The sequence below is a fragment of the Microbacterium sp. HMH0099 genome (assembly GCF_049384025.1).
In the GTDB taxonomy this organism is placed as follows: domain Bacteria; phylum Actinomycetota; class Actinomycetes; order Actinomycetales; family Microbacteriaceae; genus Microbacterium.
In genome coordinates, this window is sequence record NZ_JBMRJR010000006.1 from 96813 (window position 1) to 110833 (window position 14021).

The 14021-nt window shown below is 72.7% G+C and carries 18 protein-coding genes; 6 read left to right on the forward strand and 12 right to left on the reverse strand.

The window, feature by feature from the left end:
* The first annotated feature begins 14 nt into the window (after nt 1–14).
* Nucleotides 15–269, forward strand: a complete 255-nt coding sequence (locus ACO03V_RS14360; protein WP_423138051.1) for a hypothetical protein — start codon at nt 15–17, stop codon at nt 267–269.
* A 4-nt stretch (nt 270–273) separates the two neighbouring features.
* Here the strand turns inward: ACO03V_RS14360 and ACO03V_RS14365 are convergent, their stop codons facing one another.
* On the reverse strand, nt 274–1686 hold the full coding sequence (locus tag ACO03V_RS14365) for a dihydrolipoyl dehydrogenase family protein (protein WP_423138052.1): 1413 nt from the start codon (nt 1684–1686) through the stop codon (nt 274–276).
* Between the two features lie 390 nt (nt 1687–2076).
* On the opposite strand from ACO03V_RS14365, the gene ACO03V_RS14370 reads away from it, so the two are divergent.
* Genes ACO03V_RS14370 through ACO03V_RS14380 form a run of 3 tightly spaced genes read left to right on the forward strand, consistent with a single transcriptional unit; the run spans nt 2077 to nt 4002 of the window.
* Nucleotides 2077–2604, forward strand: coding sequence for an RNA polymerase sigma factor (locus tag ACO03V_RS14370; protein ID WP_367733408.1), 528 nt, complete (start codon nt 2077–2079; stop codon nt 2602–2604).
* Nucleotides 2582–3592, forward strand: coding sequence for a hypothetical protein (locus ACO03V_RS14375; RefSeq protein WP_423138053.1), 1011 nt, complete (start codon nt 2582–2584; stop codon nt 3590–3592). The genes ACO03V_RS14370 and ACO03V_RS14375 overlap by 23 nt, the downstream gene beginning before the upstream one ends.
* The gene (locus ACO03V_RS14380) at nt 3589–4002 is read left to right on the forward strand and encodes a hypothetical protein (protein ID WP_387052471.1); all 414 of its coding nucleotides are present in this window, start codon (nt 3589–3591) and stop codon (nt 4000–4002) included. The genes ACO03V_RS14375 and ACO03V_RS14380 overlap by 4 nt, the downstream gene beginning before the upstream one ends.
* Before the next feature lie 30 nt (nt 4003–4032).
* Here the strand turns inward: ACO03V_RS14380 and ACO03V_RS14385 are convergent, their stop codons facing one another.
* From ACO03V_RS14385 to pcaH, 10 genes are all read right to left on the reverse strand, one after another.
* Nucleotides 4033–4197 (reverse strand): DUF2795 domain-containing protein, encoded by a 165-nt coding sequence (locus tag ACO03V_RS14385; RefSeq protein WP_367733402.1) that lies wholly within the window; start codon nt 4195–4197, stop codon nt 4033–4035.
* A 213-nt stretch (nt 4198–4410) separates the two neighbouring features.
* The gene (locus tag ACO03V_RS14390) at nt 4411–5331 is read right to left on the reverse strand and encodes an aldo/keto reductase (protein WP_423138054.1); all 921 of its coding nucleotides are present in this window, start codon (nt 5329–5331) and stop codon (nt 4411–4413) included.
* 85 nt (nt 5332–5416) lie between these two features.
* Nucleotides 5417–6583 (reverse strand): thiolase family protein, encoded by a 1167-nt coding sequence (locus tag ACO03V_RS14395; protein ID WP_423138055.1) that lies wholly within the window; start codon nt 6581–6583, stop codon nt 5417–5419.
* Between the two features lie 3 nt (nt 6584–6586).
* Nucleotides 6587–7225 carry a 3-oxoacid CoA-transferase subunit B gene (locus ACO03V_RS14400; RefSeq protein WP_367733392.1) on the reverse strand — a complete coding sequence of 213 codons (639 nt, stop codon included), beginning with the start codon at nt 7223–7225 and terminating at the stop codon, nt 6587–6589.
* On the reverse strand, nt 7222–7968 hold the full coding sequence (locus ACO03V_RS14405) for a 3-oxoacid CoA-transferase subunit A (RefSeq protein ID WP_367733390.1): 747 nt from the start codon (nt 7966–7968) through the stop codon (nt 7222–7224). Before ACO03V_RS14405 ends, ACO03V_RS14400 begins: the two co-directional genes overlap by 4 nt.
* The gene (pcaC, locus tag ACO03V_RS14410) at nt 7965–8363 is read right to left on the reverse strand and encodes a 4-carboxymuconolactone decarboxylase (RefSeq protein WP_423138056.1); all 399 of its coding nucleotides are present in this window, start codon (nt 8361–8363) and stop codon (nt 7965–7967) included. The genes ACO03V_RS14405 and pcaC overlap by 4 nt, the downstream gene beginning before the upstream one ends.
* Entirely contained in the window at nt 8363–9130 is a 768-nt protein-coding gene (locus ACO03V_RS14415) for an alpha/beta fold hydrolase (RefSeq protein ID WP_423138057.1), read from the reverse strand. The genes pcaC and ACO03V_RS14415 overlap by 1 nt, the downstream gene beginning before the upstream one ends.
* On the reverse strand, nt 9127–10434 hold the full coding sequence (locus ACO03V_RS14420) for a lyase family protein (RefSeq protein WP_423138058.1): 1308 nt from the start codon (nt 10432–10434) through the stop codon (nt 9127–9129). The genes ACO03V_RS14415 and ACO03V_RS14420 overlap by 4 nt, the downstream gene beginning before the upstream one ends.
* Nucleotides 10424–10987, reverse strand: coding sequence for a protocatechuate 3,4-dioxygenase subunit alpha (gene pcaG, locus ACO03V_RS14425; RefSeq protein WP_423138059.1), 564 nt, complete (start codon nt 10985–10987; stop codon nt 10424–10426). The genes ACO03V_RS14420 and pcaG overlap by 11 nt, the downstream gene beginning before the upstream one ends.
* Entirely contained in the window at nt 10984–11796 is an 813-nt protein-coding gene (gene pcaH / locus ACO03V_RS14430) for a protocatechuate 3,4-dioxygenase subunit beta (RefSeq protein ID WP_423138060.1), read from the reverse strand. Before pcaH ends, pcaG begins: the two co-directional genes overlap by 4 nt.
* 90 nt (nt 11797–11886) lie before the next feature.
* Between pcaH and ACO03V_RS14435 the strand changes: the two genes are divergently transcribed.
* Both ACO03V_RS14435 and ACO03V_RS14440 read left to right on the forward strand, forming a co-directional pair.
* Nucleotides 11887–12639, forward strand: a complete 753-nt coding sequence (locus tag ACO03V_RS14435) for an IclR family transcriptional regulator (protein ID WP_423138061.1) — start codon at nt 11887–11889, stop codon at nt 12637–12639.
* Nucleotides 12640–12731: 92 nt separating this feature from the next.
* On the forward strand, nt 12732–12971 hold the full coding sequence (locus ACO03V_RS14440) for a zf-TFIIB domain-containing protein (RefSeq protein WP_423138062.1): 240 nt from the start codon (nt 12732–12734) through the stop codon (nt 12969–12971).
* Nucleotides 12972–13063: 92 nt separating this feature from the next.
* On the opposite strand, the gene ACO03V_RS14445 is transcribed toward ACO03V_RS14440, so the two are convergent.
* A complete protein-coding gene (locus ACO03V_RS14445) occupies nt 13064–13750 on the reverse strand; it encodes a hypothetical protein (RefSeq protein ID WP_423138063.1) in 687 nt (228 codons plus the stop codon).
* Between the last annotated feature and the right edge of the window lie 271 nt (nt 13751–14021).

Below are 14021 nucleotides of genomic sequence, written 5' to 3' on the forward strand. Positions count from 1 at the left end.
GTCACACTCGGGGGATGAGCGCCGACGAACCCCTGATCCCCCTTCCGACGGCGCACGAGAAGCAGGTCAGCTTCCTCGCGCGCAGCGGGGCCGTCGTGACGCTCCGCCTCATCGACACGGACCGGTTCGAGGTCAAGCTCGACACCCGCATGGACTACACGGCGACGCTGCTGAAGAGCGGCGACGTCTACGAGCTGCACCCCGCCCCGGGCGTCCACGCGATCGGCGGCACGGGCCTGACCGCCACGGACCTCTACGAGAGGTTCTGAGCCCTCACTCGAGGCGCCCGGGCTCCTCCTCGTGCAGGAGCGACCGGGCGGCCATGCCGATGACGGCGCTGTACGTCGGGTAGGCGAAGCGCACACCCGCCAGGGTGGCCACGTCGATGCCGGCCGCCATCGCCGTCGTCACCGACTGGATGACCTCGACGGCGTTCTCGCCGACGGCGTGCGCGCCCAGGATGAGCTCCCGGCGCCGGTCGGCGATGAGCTTGAGGAAGCCCCGCTCCCGGTCGTCGATGACGGCGCGGTCCAGGTCGGCGAAGCGCACGGTCGCGACGACGCACGACGGGTCGCGATCGCGGGCCTGCTCCTCGGTGAAGCCGACGCCGGCGTAGTCCGGGTCGGTGAAGCCTCCGGCGGGCAGCAGGTGGTGCGGGGTGCGGCGGTTCGCGCCGAGTACGGCGTTCTCGGCCGCCGCCTCGCCCTCGAACTGAGCTGCCTGCACGAGCATGTCGCGGCCGTTGGCGTCGCCCACCGCGAGGATGTGCGGCACGATCGTGCGGAAGTACTTGTCGACGGGGATCGCGGAGCGCTCGATGTCGACGCCGGCGTTCTCGAGGCCGAGGTCCTCGACGTCGGCGGGCCAGCCGGTGGCCATGATGACGACGTCGACCTCGATGCGCCGGCTCTCCCCGCCCCCGCGCCAGGTCAGGGCGATGGCCCCGTCGTCGGTGCGCTCGAGCCGTTCCACCGTCTCGATTCCGGCGTGCACGTCGACGCCATGGCCCGAGAGCGAGGTCGCGATGGCCTCCGAGATCGCGGCATCCGAGGCGATGAGGACGCGCGGCGCGACGTCGAGCAGCGTGACCTCCGAGCCGAAGGAGCTGAAGACGGTCACCAGCTGCGCGCCGGTGTTGCCCGCGCCGATCACGGCGACGCGCCGAGGCAGCTCGGTGAGCGACAGGACGTCCTCGGGGACGGTGGCCAGCTCGGCACCGGGGACGGGGAGGCGGCGGGAGTGGCCGCCGACGCACACGAGGATCGACTCGGCGCGGATGCGGCGCCCGCTGTCGAGCACGAGCGTCCGGTCGTCCGCGAAACGGGCGCGCCCCTCGTGGACGAGGTCGACACCGGCGGCGGCGAACCTCTCCGCCTCGCGCTTGATGGAGCGCACGGCATCCACCCGTTCGTGCACGCGCGCGACGACCGCGGGCCAGTCGATGCGCGGTTCGTCGACCACGATGCCGTAGTCGTCCGCCGAGCGGGTCTCGCGCATGAGGCGGGCGGTCTTGGCGAGGACGCGGGTCGGCACGCAGCCGGTGTTGACGCACGTGCCGCCGACACGGCCGGCCTCGAGGACGACGACCCGCGCCCCCAGCTCGGCTGCGCGCAGGGCAGCGGCGGTGCCCGCCGGGCCGGCGCCGATGACGGCGACGTCGTAGCTGTCGATACTGTCGTGGTCCACGCGGGTCTCCTCGCTCTGACGGGGACCCCAGTCAACGGGAAAGTCCGCGCCGCCGCGGAGGGGTTGCGCGTGGGAGGTGAGCGGCATCCCGATGCAGGATCCGCGCCGCTGCGTGCCTGGAGCCGACCGGCATCGCCGACGGAGGATCCGAGGGGTTGTGCCACCCCCACGCGGCACAACCCCTCGCCCGCCCGACGTCTGGCCCGAACATCGACAGGGCGGGCGTGCGGGTGCCTCCTCGAAGCCGGAGTCGGCACCCACCCCCACCTGTGCTGTGTCGCCGCGGCGGGCTTCCTTACACGGCGTCATGAATTTTCTTTGGACATGTCGATCTGTAAGGATTCGGCTCTGGGCAACACAGCCCGATCGACACATCGCGAGGACGATTCGGTGACCGACGAGACGGACTTCGTGGCGCTCTTCCGGGAGCACTACACCCCCGTCCGCCGTTTCATCGAGCGACGCGTCTCCAGTGCGGAGGCCGCCGCCGACCTCACCATGGACTGCTTCGAGATCGCCTGGGCGAAGCGGGTGCCCGACGAGCCGTTCGGTCTCCCGTGGCTCTACCGCACCGCGCGCAATCTCATCGCGAACGAATACCGACGACGAGACCGGGAGGAGGCGCTGTGGTCGCATCTGCACGACGACGCGCGCGCCCGGTCCGCGGACGGGACCGGCGACATGACCGGTCGACTCCTGGATGCCATGAAGGCGCTGCCGGAGCGGGACCGCGAGATCCTCTGGCTGACCTACTGGGAGGACCTGTCCGCAGCGGACATCGCCGTGGTCCTGGAGATGTCGGACGGCGCGGTGTGGACGCGGCTGAACCGCGTCCGCGCGAAGCTGCGTCCGCTGCTGACGGATACCGCCGCTGCCGAGGGAACGGAGGCGTCCTATGAGCGACGACGCCCTCGCTGACGCCCTCCGGCGGCTCGACCCCGCCCGTACGCCCGTCGACGCGCCGCTGCCGCTGGACGCGGAGCGCCGCGTGCGCGAGATCGTCGGTCGCCCCGTCGCCGGGGCCCGTCGCGCCCCGCGCGCCCGCCGGCGCTTCGCCCTTCCCGGGGTCGTCGCCGCCTGCGTCGCCGTGCTCCTCGCGGTCGTCGTCGGGGTGATCGCCGCCCCCGCGCCCTCCGCGTCGGCCCTCACGCCCGACCCGCTGGCCTACCGACCGGTGTCGGACTCCGTCGCGGAGGTCATCGACGAGGCGCAGGACCGGCTCGCCGAGGCCGGCGGGGTGAACAGCAGCGAGCGCCGCTCGCTCTCGCTCGGCTGGTACTTCTCGGCGACGGCCGACGACGCCGACGCGGCGACCGTCTTCCGCCGGGAGTGGGTCGACCTGCGCTGGAACGCCGACCTGTCCGGCCAGATCGTGACGACGGCCGCTGAGGCGACGAACGCCGCCGGCGACACCGTGCCCAGTACGGACCCCACACCCGGAACCCTCATCAGCGAGTTGACGTTCCGGCGCGGACAGTACTCCCCCATCTCGTTCGAGACCCCGGAGGCGACCCCGGATGCCATGGCGGACTGGATCCGTCTCGTCACCGGCGCCGACGAGATCGAGGCCGCCGACGCGATCGTCGGTGCGCGCCGCATGCTCGAGGAGTGGACGTTGACCGACGCGCAGGAGTCCGCGCTCCTCGACGTCGTCGAGGCCGCCCCTGACGCGACGGTGCTGGGCGAGACCACGGACCGGCTGGGGCGCCCCGCCGTGGCCGTCGCGGGCGTCCCCTCGGATACCGCCTCGCACGAGCTGGCACTGCTGATCTCGACCGAGACCGGCCGGATCCTCGGCCTGGAGGACACGCTCCGCGACGCCGATCCCGCGTTGAAGCTCCCCGCCGACTCGGTCGCGGAGTACATCCTGTGGGACGTCGACGCCTGGAAGAACGGAATGCGATGACCGACGACACCACCCCGAGCGACCTGCACCCCGACGTCGCCTACGCTCTGCGCGAGGTGCCCGGCGGGTTCGCCATCGACTCCCACCACGCGGAGTGGCCGGAGCTGGGCATGGTGCTCGAGGTCCCGGAGCACGACAAGCGCGGCGAGCACGACCGGGCCGTGGGCAGCTGTGCGACCGGCGCGATCTGCGCCTTCTCGGGCTCCAACCTGTCGGGGACGCGGCTGTCGTGGTCGAGCTGTGGCACGTATTCGACCTCGGGCCTCAGCTCCGTCGGCTCGATCGCGAACGCCCGCTCGGCGGGCTACCTGCAGGCGCGGACGTCGTCCGGCTCGGTCGTCGCGACCGCGATCGCCGGCTCGTGGTCGAACACCTCGGGCGCCGTCACGAACGTCCGCTGCGTCTCCTGAGCCGCGGGCGCGTGAGGCGTCCTTCGGGCCTCAAGCCCGGTGAGCGGCGCGCACGTCCAGCGCGCCGTGGAACGCCCGGTCCTGCAGGTCGCGCAGAAGCGCGAGGGCGCGGCCGGTGAGGCCTTCGCGCTCGGCCTCGCGCAGCAGGTCGTCCTTGGTGCAGGGGTACTCCATGGTGCGGAGGAAGGCGTCCATGCGGGCTCCCGGTCGTCAGCTCGTGCCCCTCTGTCGCCGGGGATCCGGCAGGACAGCGACGACGAGAAGTTCAGCGTTTCCCCGACTCTAGAAGGCCTCCGTCCGGACTTGACGCCGATCCGGGACGAAAGAACGGGCGGATTTGCCACTGGGGCAGGAGCGCCTGATTTCGCTCCCGTCAGACCCGGGGGACGTCCGGTTCGTCGGCCCGCTTCACCGCCAGGGGCGCTCCGACCGGCGGCGCCAGTAGTCCGCGGGGTCCATCGCAAGCTCGTCCGGCGCATCGACCGGACGTGCGCTCGCGCCCCGACGCAGGTGCGCGCGCGTGGTCGCGCCGCTCAGCACGATGTCGGCCCACGGCTGCGCCAGGACGGCTCCGAGGGCGTAGACGTCCGACGGCATGCCGGATGCCAGGGCCTCGAGGCGACTCCCCGACTCGGCGCGGGCGAGCTCGCCGTTGGCCAGCGCCTCCTTGACCACGACCGTCCAGCCGGCGTCGTGCGCGTCCTGCAGAGCGGAGGCGACCGATGTCTCGAGCAGGTTCCAGGTCGACTGCACCACCGAGAACGGGGAGTCCTCGATCGCGAGCGCGGTGTGGACGACCTCGTCCTGATGCGCCCCGCTGGTCGACAGGCCGACGCGCACGCCCTCCTCCTGGAGGCCGCGCAGGCGGTCCAGGAGCTCGTCGTCGGCGAGGGCCGTGCTCTCCGGCGTCACCGAGTGGATGACATAGAAGTCGGGGGCCGAGCCGAGGGCGGAGAGCGTCTCGGGCCACTGCCGGTCGAACATGGCGACCGAGTGCTCCTTGCGCTCGTGGACGGCGGCATCCATCCGCCACTCCCCGACGTAGGCGTAGCCCCACTTCGACCCGACGGTGAGCTGCTCCCGACGACCCGGGTGCGCGGCGAGCCACGACCCCAAGAACTCCTCGGCCCGGCCGTACGAGCGGGCGACGTCGACATACCGGATGCCGAGCGCCCACGCCTCGTCGAGCAGCACATGCGCGCGCTCGCGCAAGGCCTCGACCGAGCGGTCGGCGGGCGCGCCCAGGTCGCTCTCACGCGCGGTCGTGATGTACGCGGGGCGGCCGACGGCGGCGAGGCCCAGACCCAGGCGGGCGGTGGTGTCGTCCATCCCTCGACGCTAGCGCGGCGGGCGGACGGGTCGTCACGGCGCCGCGAGCCAGGCCTGCTCCCCGAGGCGGGTGAGAAGGACGCCGTCAGCGCTCCAGGACGACCGCGAGCCCCTGCCCCACGCCGATGCAGATCGCCGTGACCGCGACGCCGCCGCCGCGCCGCTTCAGCTCGTGCGCGGCGCGCGCGATGATGCGGCCGCCGGAGGCGCCCAGCGGATGGCCGATCGCGATGGCCCCGCCGTTCTCGTTCAGCAGCGACGGGTCGAGCTCGGTCCACAGCTTCGCGCACGCGAGGGACTGCGACGCGAACGCCTCGTTCAGCTCGACGAAGGCCACGTCGTCCCACGAGCGTCCCGCGCGCGCGAGCGCGCGGTTGGCGGCCTCCACGGGGGCGACGCCGAACACGTCCGGGTCGTTGCCGAACGCGGCCCGGCCGGCGATGCGGGCCAGGGGCTCGGCATCCAGGATCCCCTCCGCCCCCAGCAGGACGGCGGACGCCCCGTCGTTGATCGGCGAGGAGTTGCCCGCCGTCACGGTGCCGTCCTTCTGGAACGCCGGGCGCAGCCCCGCGAGCACCTCGGCCGTCGAGTCGTCGCGGATGCCCTCGTCGCGCGCGAGCTCGTGCCCTTCGACCTGCACGATCTCGTCGACGAACCGGCCCTCGGCCCACGCCGCCGCGGCGAGGCGGTGGCTGCGCGCGGCGAAGGCGTCCTGCTCCTCGCGCGAGATGTCGTAGATCTGCGCGAGCTTCTCGGCGCTCTCGCCGTTGGAGATCGTCCAGTCCTTCCGCAGGCGCGGGTTCGTCATGCGCCAGCCGATCGAGGTGTTCCACATCGTCTGGTTCGCCGCCGGGAAGGGGCGCGGGCTCTTCTCCACCACGAAAGGCGCGCGGGTCATGGACTCGACGCCGCCCGCGAGGATGACGTCGACGTCGCCGGACTCGATCGCGCGAGAGCCCTGGATGACGGCGTCGAGCGAGGAGCCGCAGAGGCGGTTGATGGTGGTGCCCGGGACCGACGAGGGGAACCCGGCCAGCAGCGCGCCGAAGCGCGCGACGTTGCGGTTGTCCTCTCCGGCCTGGTTGGCGTCGCCGAAGATCACATCGTCGATGCGGGCGGGGTCGATGCCGGTGCGCTCGACGATGGCGGCCATGACGGCCGCGGCCAGGTCATCGGGGCGGACGTCCGCGAAGCCCTTGCCGTGCCGTGCGAAGGGCGTGCGGACGGCGTCGTAGACGAAGGATGCGGGCATGGGTCAGGCCTCCAGTCTCAGACCGAGCAGCGACGCGATCTCGGCGTGGGTGTTGTCGCCGAACAGCTCGCGGACGCGGAAGCCGTCGGGGGTGACGTCGAAGACGCCGTGGTCGGTGTAGACGCGGGACACGCAGCCGACGCCGGTCAACGGGTAGGTGCACGCCGCGACGAGCTTCGGATCCCCGCCCTTGGTGAGCAGGTCGGTCATCACGTAGACGTCCTTCGCTCCGATCGCGAGGTCCATCGCGCCGCCGACCGCGGGGATCGCCCCGGGCTCCCCCGTCGACCAGTTGGCGAGATCGCCGGCGGCCGACACCTGGAACGCACCCAGGACGCACACGTCCAGATGCCCGCCGCGCATCATCGCGAACGAGTCGGCGTGGTGGAAGTACGCCGCCCCGGGGAGCGCGGTCACCGGCTGCTTGCCGGCGTTGATGAGGTCGGGGTCGATCAGCCCGGGTGCGGGCGCGGGACCCATGCCGAGCATGCCGTTCTCGGTGTGCAGGACGATCTCGAGACCCGCGGGCAGGTAGTCCGCGACGAGCGTGGGCGCCCCGATGCCGAGGTTGACGACGGAGCCCTCCGGGATGTCGGAGGCCACGCGTGCGGCGAGGTCCCGACGCGAGATGCGGGTGGTCACGGGGTGTCCCCTTCCGAAGTGAGCCGTCGGCCCTCGATGTCGACGCCGCCGACGAACTCGCCGTCGCGCAGCCAGGCCCGCTCGCCCACGGCGACGACGCGGTCGACGTAGAGGCCGGGGGTGACGATCGCCTCCGGGTCGAGCGCCCCGAGGGGGACGATCTCGTCGACCTGCACGATCGTGGTGGCTGCGGCGGCGGCCATGATGGGGCCGAAATTGCGGGCGGTCTCGCGGTAGACGAGGTTGCCCCACCGGTCCGCCCGCCGCGCGCTCACGAGGGCGACGTCGGCGTGGATGGGGTACTCGAGCACGTAGTCGCGGCCGTCGATGCGCCGCGTCTCCTTGCCCTCGGCCAGCTGCGTGCCGAAGCCGGTGGGCGTGAAGAAGCCGCCGATGCCCGCTCCCGCGGCGCGGATGCGCTCGGCCAGGTTGCCCTGCGGCACGAGCTCGAGCTCCACCTCGCCCGCCCGGTAGAGGCCGTCGAACACCCAGGAGTCGCTCTGCCGTGGGAAGGAGCAGATCATCTTGCGGACCTGACCGGCGGCAAGCAGCGCGGCCAGCCCGGTGTCGCCGTTCCCGGCGTTGTTGTTGACCACGGTGAGGTCGCGTGCGCCGTGCGCGATGAGCGCGTCGATCAGCTCGACGGGCTGTCCCGCGCGGCCGAAGCCGCCGATCATCACGGTGGCGCCGTCGTCGATGCCCGCGACGGCCGCGGCCAGGTCGGGGACGGTCTTGTCGATCACAAGGCGTCTCCGTCCGCCGCCGCGTCGCCCAGGACCTCGGTGGCGATGCGGAACGCCGTGTTGGCGGCGGGGACCCCGGAGTAGACGGCGGACTGCAGGATCACCTCGCGGATCTCGTCGACCGTGAGGCCGTTGCGCAGCGCTGCGCGCAGGTGCATCGCGAGCTCCTCGTGGTGGCCGTGCGCGATGAGCGAGCTGAGCACCGCGATCGAGCGCGACCGGCGGTCGAGCCCCGGCCGCGACCAGACGTCGCCCCAGGCGACGCGGGTGATGAAATCCTGCCAGTCGGCGGTGAGCGCGGTGGCCGCGGACATCGCCCGGTCGACGTGGGCGTCGGACAGCACCTCGCGTCGCACCGCCATCCCCTGGTCGTGGCGTTCCTGGTCGGTGGGCATCAGGCGTCTCCTCGGGTGACGGAAGCGAAGAACGAGCGCAGCAGCGCGGCGACGGCCTCGGGCTGCTCGGCGGGAGGCAGGTGAGCGGCCCCGTCGATGCGGGCGGAGCGGCCGTCCGTCACGCCCTCGGCGATCTCGACGGCCTTCGTCTCGGGGGCGACCGCGTCGTGCTCGCCCCAGGCCGCGAGCACCGGCACGGTGATCCCGCCCAGCCGGGGGCGGACGTCGTAGGCGGCGAGCGCTTCGCAGCACCGGGCGTAGCTGTCGTCGTCGGCGTCCTGCAGGGCGTGCAGCAGGCGTCCGCTCAGCTCGGGGCGGCGGGCCATCGAGTCCGGGGCGAACCAGCGCTGCGCGGAGCCGACGATGAGGCTCGAGGTGCTCTGCGCACGTGCCTGGGCAGCTCGGTCCGCCCAGGCGTCCGGGTCGCCGAGCACGGCTCCGGATGCCACGATCGCGGCGGCCCGCACCCGCTCGCCGTGCCGCAGCGCGAGCTCCAGACCGGTGGCCCCGCCCAGGGACACCCCGGCATAGAGGAAGGTCTCCTCCGGGGCGGCGGCGGCCACGGCGTCGGCGAGGTCGGCGACGGTGAAGCCCTCCCGCGCGACGGGGGCGGCACCGTGGCCGGGGAGGTCCCAGGCGGACACGCGGTAGTCGTCCGCCAGCAGCGGCACGACGTCCTCCCAGAGGATCGTGGAGGTGCCGAGCGAGGGACCGAGGATCACCAGCGGGGCGTCCGCGGGCCCGACCGGGGCGGTGAGGGCGATCATGGGCGTCCTCCGAGATCGTCGACGAGACGGGGGGCGAGTCCGACGTATTCGGCGGGGTCGAGCAGCGCGTCGACGTCGAGCGCGGCCGCCTCGGGCAGCGCGCGCACGCGTGCGGCGAGGTCGCCGTCCCCGGCGAGCAGCGCGCCGAACCGTTCGGCGCCGATGAGCGGGACGAGCACCACGCGAAGGCGTTCGCTCACGATGAGCCCGTCGGTGAGGTCGAGGTTCCGTGCCACGGCGGCGGCGTCGACGCGCAGCCCGTGCGCGAGGAAGACGCCGTGCGCCGCCGCCCCCAGGGCCACGCGGCAGAGCTCCCGCAGCGCGGGCCACTCGGCGTGCCAGGCGCCGTCGGGACGCTCGTCCACCGCCCCGGCCGCGGCCGCGTGCACGGTCGCGCCGAGCAGGGGCGCGCGCAGCGAGGCGGCGCGCAGGAGGACGGATGCCACCGGGTTGGCCTTCTGCGGCATCGCGGACGATCCGCCCGCCGAGGGGTCCGACAGCTCGGCGATCTCGGTGCGGCCGAGGGTGGCGACGTCGGCCGCGATCACGCCGAGGGCGTCGACGGCCTGGACGAGCGCGTCGGCGAGCTCCGTGAAGGGCCAGCGCTGCGTGTGCCAGGGCGCGTCGGGGGTGGCGAGCCCGAGCGCTTCGGCGAAGGCGCCCGGGAGGGCGGCGGCCGCCTCGATCCCGACGTCCGCGACGGCGGCGGAGAGGGTCCCCGCCGCTCCGCCGAGCTGCGCGGGGAGCGCATCGCGGGCCTCGCGGACGCGCGTCGCGGCACGGCGGATGCCGCGTACCCAGCCGGCCGCGCGGGCGCCGACCGTGGTGGGCACGGCGTGCTGCGTGAGCGTGCGGGCCGCCGCGACGACGTCGCGATTGTCGCGGGCGAAGGCCGTGAGGGCGTCGTCGATCGCGTCGAGGTCGCGGACGACGGCCGCGGCGGCGGACCGGCCGACGAGGGCGAGCGCCGTGTCCAGGACGTCCTGGCTCGTCGCCCCGCGATGCACCCACGGCCGTGCCTCCGCGGGGACGCGCGGGCGGAGCAGCCCGACCAGCGGGATGACCGGGTTGCCGCCGGCGACCCCGGCCGCGGCGAGCGCCGCGACGTCCAGCCCGTGCGGTTCCAGGGCGTCCGCGGCGGCGTCGGCGACCTCGCGGGCGAGGGCTCCGGTGGCCGCGTAGGCCGAGAGCAGCGCGACCTCGGCGGCGACGAGCGCGTCGAGCACGGCGGCATCCGAGACCGCGTCGTCGTGTCCGAGGGTGCCGGGCGAGAGGAGTCCGCTGTCGAAGACCTCAGAAGGCAAGGAACACCGTCTCCTTCTCGCCCTGCAGCCGGATGTCGTGGTGCAGGTGTCCGTCGGCCGTGCGGACCGCGACGAGCGTGTCGCGCTCCTCGGCGGACAGCGACGACAGCAGCGGGTCCGCCGCCAGCGCGGCGGCGTCGTCCGGCACGTAGATGCGGGTGTGCAGCTTGTCGGGCAGGCCCCGGGCGAAGACGACGACCGCGAAGAACCCCGGGCGACCCTGGATGCCGCCGGGCGTGCGCGTCCAGAACTCGTAGTGCCCCTCGTCGTCGGTGAAGGCCCGCCCGAAGCCGGTGAAGGTGTGACCGTCGCGGCGGAAGGCGCCGCGGGCGCGGGGCACGGTGCCGTCGGCATCCGCCGCGAAGACCTCCACGACGGCGTCCGGGATCGGCGCTCCCGCGCCGTCGAAGACGGTGCCGCCGAGCACGATGGCGCCGGGCGAGTGGGGGAACGCGATCTCGTGCTGACCGGGGTACTCCAGGCCGTAGGCGAAGAACGGCCCGACGGTCTGGCCCGGCGTGGCCGGGCGGGTCCGGTCGGGGACGCGGCTCACGACTCCTCCTCGGGCTCGAAGTACGTGGCATCCGGTCCATCCACGACGATGTCGAAACGGTACCCCGTCGCCCACTCGGGTGAGGTGAGGTCGTGGTCGTAGACGCCGACGAGGGCGTCGCGGTCGCTCTGGCGGCGGATGGTGTTGTAGATGGGGTCGAGCGCGAAGAGCGGGTCGCCCGGGAAGTACATCTGCGTCACGAGCCGCTGGGTGAAGGACGACCCGAAGACGGAGAAGTGGATGTGCGCGGGGCGCCAGGCGTTTCGGTGGTTCTTCCACGGGTAGGGGCCCGGCTTGATCGTCGTGAAGAGGTACTCGCCGCGGTCGTTCGTGACGGTGCGGCCCGCGCCGGTGAAGTTCGGGTCGAGCGGCGCCGGGTGCTGGTCGCGCTGATGGATGTAGCGGCCGGCGGCGTTGGCCTGCCAGATCTCGACGAGCTGGTTCGCGAGGGGGCGGCCCCACGAGTCCAGCAGTCGACCGCGCACCGTCATGCGCTCGCCGAGCGGCTCCCCCGCGTGCTGCAGCGTGAGGTCGGACTCGATCGCGGCGACGTCGCGCTGGCCGAACGCGGGCGAGAACAGTTCGATCGTCTCGGGGTCGACCAGCTTCGGGTTCTTCGTCGGATGGCGCAGGACGCTCGAACGGTACGGGGGGAAGTCGTGAGCGGTGAGCGGCAGTCGTTCGCCCGCGGCCTCACGGGCGTCGAGCGCGGCGTGACGCCCGCGGATCTCGAGCGAGATCTCGTCCTGCGACGCCTGATCGGGTGCCGCCAGCAGCGTCTCGGGCGCGGCGACGGGGGTGTGCGACATGGGGTCTCCTTCGACCCCTCGATTGTGGGGTATCTGCGAGCCGTGCGTCTGCCTCATCCCGCTCAATGGGAGCCGTGGCATCCTGTGTCCATGGCCAACTCGCCCTCCGGGGACTCCGCGATCGACCGGTTCGTGCGGATCCTCGAGACCTTCACCCCGACGCGGACGGCGCAGTCCACCGCGGACATCGGCCGGCGGGCGGGCCTGCCGCGGTCGTCGGCGCACCGCATCGTGAACGAGCTCGTCGACGCCGGCCTGCTGGAGCGGGACGACGAGCGCCGCATCCGGATCGGCCTGCGCCTGTGGGAGCTGTCGACGCGGTCCTCGCACGCCCTCCGGCTGCGGCAGGCGGCGCTGCCGTTCATGGAGCGGGTGCAGCAGCGCGTGCGGGAGCACACGCAGCTGGCGATCCTCGAACAGGACGAGGCGCTCTTCCTCGAGCGCTTGAGCGCACCCGACTCGGGGGCCAACGTCACGCGCGTCGCGGGGCGCCTGCCCGTGCACGCCTCGTCGTCGGGACTCGTCCTACTGGCCTTCGCCCCGCACGACTTGCGGGAGCGGGTGCTCGCGCAGCCGCTGGTCCCCGTGACCCCGGAGACGATCGTCGACCCGACGGCGCTGCGTCGCGAGCTGGCGGAGATCCGGGCGCTGGGGCGCGCCGTCGCGCCCGGCTACGTCGACGCGGTGTCCACGGGGGTCGCCGTCCCGCTCCGCGACGAGACGGGGACCGTCATCGCGGCCCTCTCCGTCGTGCTTCCCCGCGACGCCGAGACGCAGTTCGCCCTGGTCGAGCTGCACCGTGCGGCGCGCGACACCGAGCGCGCCCTCGGCTATCGGCGGTGAGACCGGTGGCATCCCGTTCATCGAGATGGCCTCACGATCCCGCGCTGAACGGGCGGGGACCATCGAGCCCGACCACCCTCGCAGGAGGTTGAATGGAGATCTGCGATCCCGGCAGCAGAGGAGCGAACGACGACGCCATGGTCTACGGACAGTCCCCGGATGACGCCCAGCCCATCTGCCCGTCGTGCGGCATCACGATGCACCCGCTGCTCGACGAAGGCGTCGAGGCCGACGAGTGCCGGGACTGCGGCTTCCGGCTGAGCTGGTCCGAGGCGGCGGACTCCGACGAGGAGTCCGACGACGAGGAGGACATGCGCTCGCGCTGGTGGTGAGGGGTGTCGTCGTGCCCCTGCCGGCGCACACGGAATGGATCGGCGCACTCGGGCCTGATCCATCGTTGGAAGAGCGCTCCCTTCCGCCGGGGTCAGGAGAACAGCTGCCGAAGCGCGTCCGGGTCGCCGGAGTCGACAACCTCTTGGACCGCGTCGATGGTGCCCTGATTCGTGAACATGCCCTTCAGGGTGTCGTTCCAGATGGCTCGCACGGTGTCGACGTCACCAGCATCGACTGCTCTGCCTGCAGACTCGATCGCCTGCTGGTAGGGAATCTGCTCGAATCCCGCTGGCGCGTCAGAGGGGCTGAAGTACGGCACCCAGGGACTGTCGGGGTCGGGGGTGAGCCAGAGCACCTGCCCCGGCTGGATCGTGCGCACGTGATTCATCATGCCGAGGGTGGGGTACGCGCAGAGCCGTTCCGCGATCACAGCCTCGACGTCGCCCGGCTCGACGGTATAGGTCACGGGGGTGCCCTCCTCATCGAGTGCCACCTCGCCCTGTGCGAACTCCCGCGGGCCGAGATCCCGGAGTGTCCCTCGCCGTTCCATGTACAGGCCCCCGCCGGAGCCGTAGACCTCTGACATGCCGGAGCAGGTCTCCGATTCGGCCGATTGTGTCGTCGGGGTGGCACCGGTGACCGGCTCGGCGACAGCCGTGGGAGTGGATGCCTCGGACGTCTCGCCTTCCACCGTCGCTATAGCGGTGCACCCGGCCAACACTGCGGCCGTCACGGCGAGGACGGCGAGCAAAGAGGTGCGCTGGGGTCTGCCGGACATGACGCCATACTGACAGACCCGCAACTTCAGAACTGGGATCGCCCGTGCCTCCCGACGACCCGCGTCGCCAGATCGGCGGCGGCTCCGTGAGCGGGGTGCTGCGGACGTCGTGCGGGATCGCTCACCCTGGAAAGAGATCAGCCCCGGCGTGAACCGAGGCTGATCTGGGCTTCTTGTAGCGGGAGCGGGGCTTGAACCCGCGACCTCACGATTGTGTTTCGGCTCTGCTCAGGGGTTATCGCGGGGTTGCAGCAGATCTGCGTAGTCAGTC

What these genes read in the sequence shown, in the direction of transcription:
- ACO03V_RS14380 (WP_387052471.1), top strand. Translation starts at nt 3,589, where the DNA reads ATGACCGACGACACCACCCCGAGCGACCTGCACCCCGACGTCGCCTAC.
- ACO03V_RS14440 (WP_423138062.1), top strand. Translation starts at nt 12,732, where the DNA reads ATGGAGATCTGCGATCCCGGCAGCAGAGGAGCGAACGACGACGCCATG.
- ACO03V_RS14445 (WP_423138063.1), bottom strand. Translation starts at nt 13,750, where the DNA reads ATGTCCGGCAGACCCCAGCGCACCTCTTTGCTCGCCGTCCTCGCCGTG.
- ACO03V_RS14390 (WP_423138054.1), bottom strand. Translation starts at nt 5,331, where the DNA reads ATGGACGACACCACCGCCCGCCTGGGTCTGGGCCTCGCCGCCGTCGGC.
- ACO03V_RS14395 (WP_423138055.1), bottom strand. Translation starts at nt 6,583, where the DNA reads ATGCCCGCATCCTTCGTCTACGACGCCGTCCGCACGCCCTTCGCACGG.
- ACO03V_RS14360 (WP_423138051.1), top strand. Translation starts at nt 15, where the DNA reads ATGAGCGCCGACGAACCCCTGATCCCCCTTCCGACGGCGCACGAGAAG.
- ACO03V_RS14435 (WP_423138061.1), top strand. Translation starts at nt 11,887, where the DNA reads ATGGCCAACTCGCCCTCCGGGGACTCCGCGATCGACCGGTTCGTGCGG.
- ACO03V_RS14375 (WP_423138053.1), top strand. Translation starts at nt 2,582, where the DNA reads ATGAGCGACGACGCCCTCGCTGACGCCCTCCGGCGGCTCGACCCCGCC.
- ACO03V_RS14385 (WP_367733402.1), bottom strand. Translation starts at nt 4,197, where the DNA reads ATGGACGCCTTCCTCCGCACCATGGAGTACCCCTGCACCAAGGACGAC.
- pcaH (WP_423138060.1), bottom strand. Translation starts at nt 11,796, where the DNA reads ATGTCGCACACCCCCGTCGCCGCGCCCGAGACGCTGCTGGCGGCACCC.
- pcaC (WP_423138056.1), bottom strand. Translation starts at nt 8,363, where the DNA reads ATGCCCACCGACCAGGAACGCCACGACCAGGGGATGGCGGTGCGACGC.
- ACO03V_RS14415 (WP_423138057.1), bottom strand. Translation starts at nt 9,130, where the DNA reads ATGATCGCCCTCACCGCCCCGGTCGGGCCCGCGGACGCCCCGCTGGTG.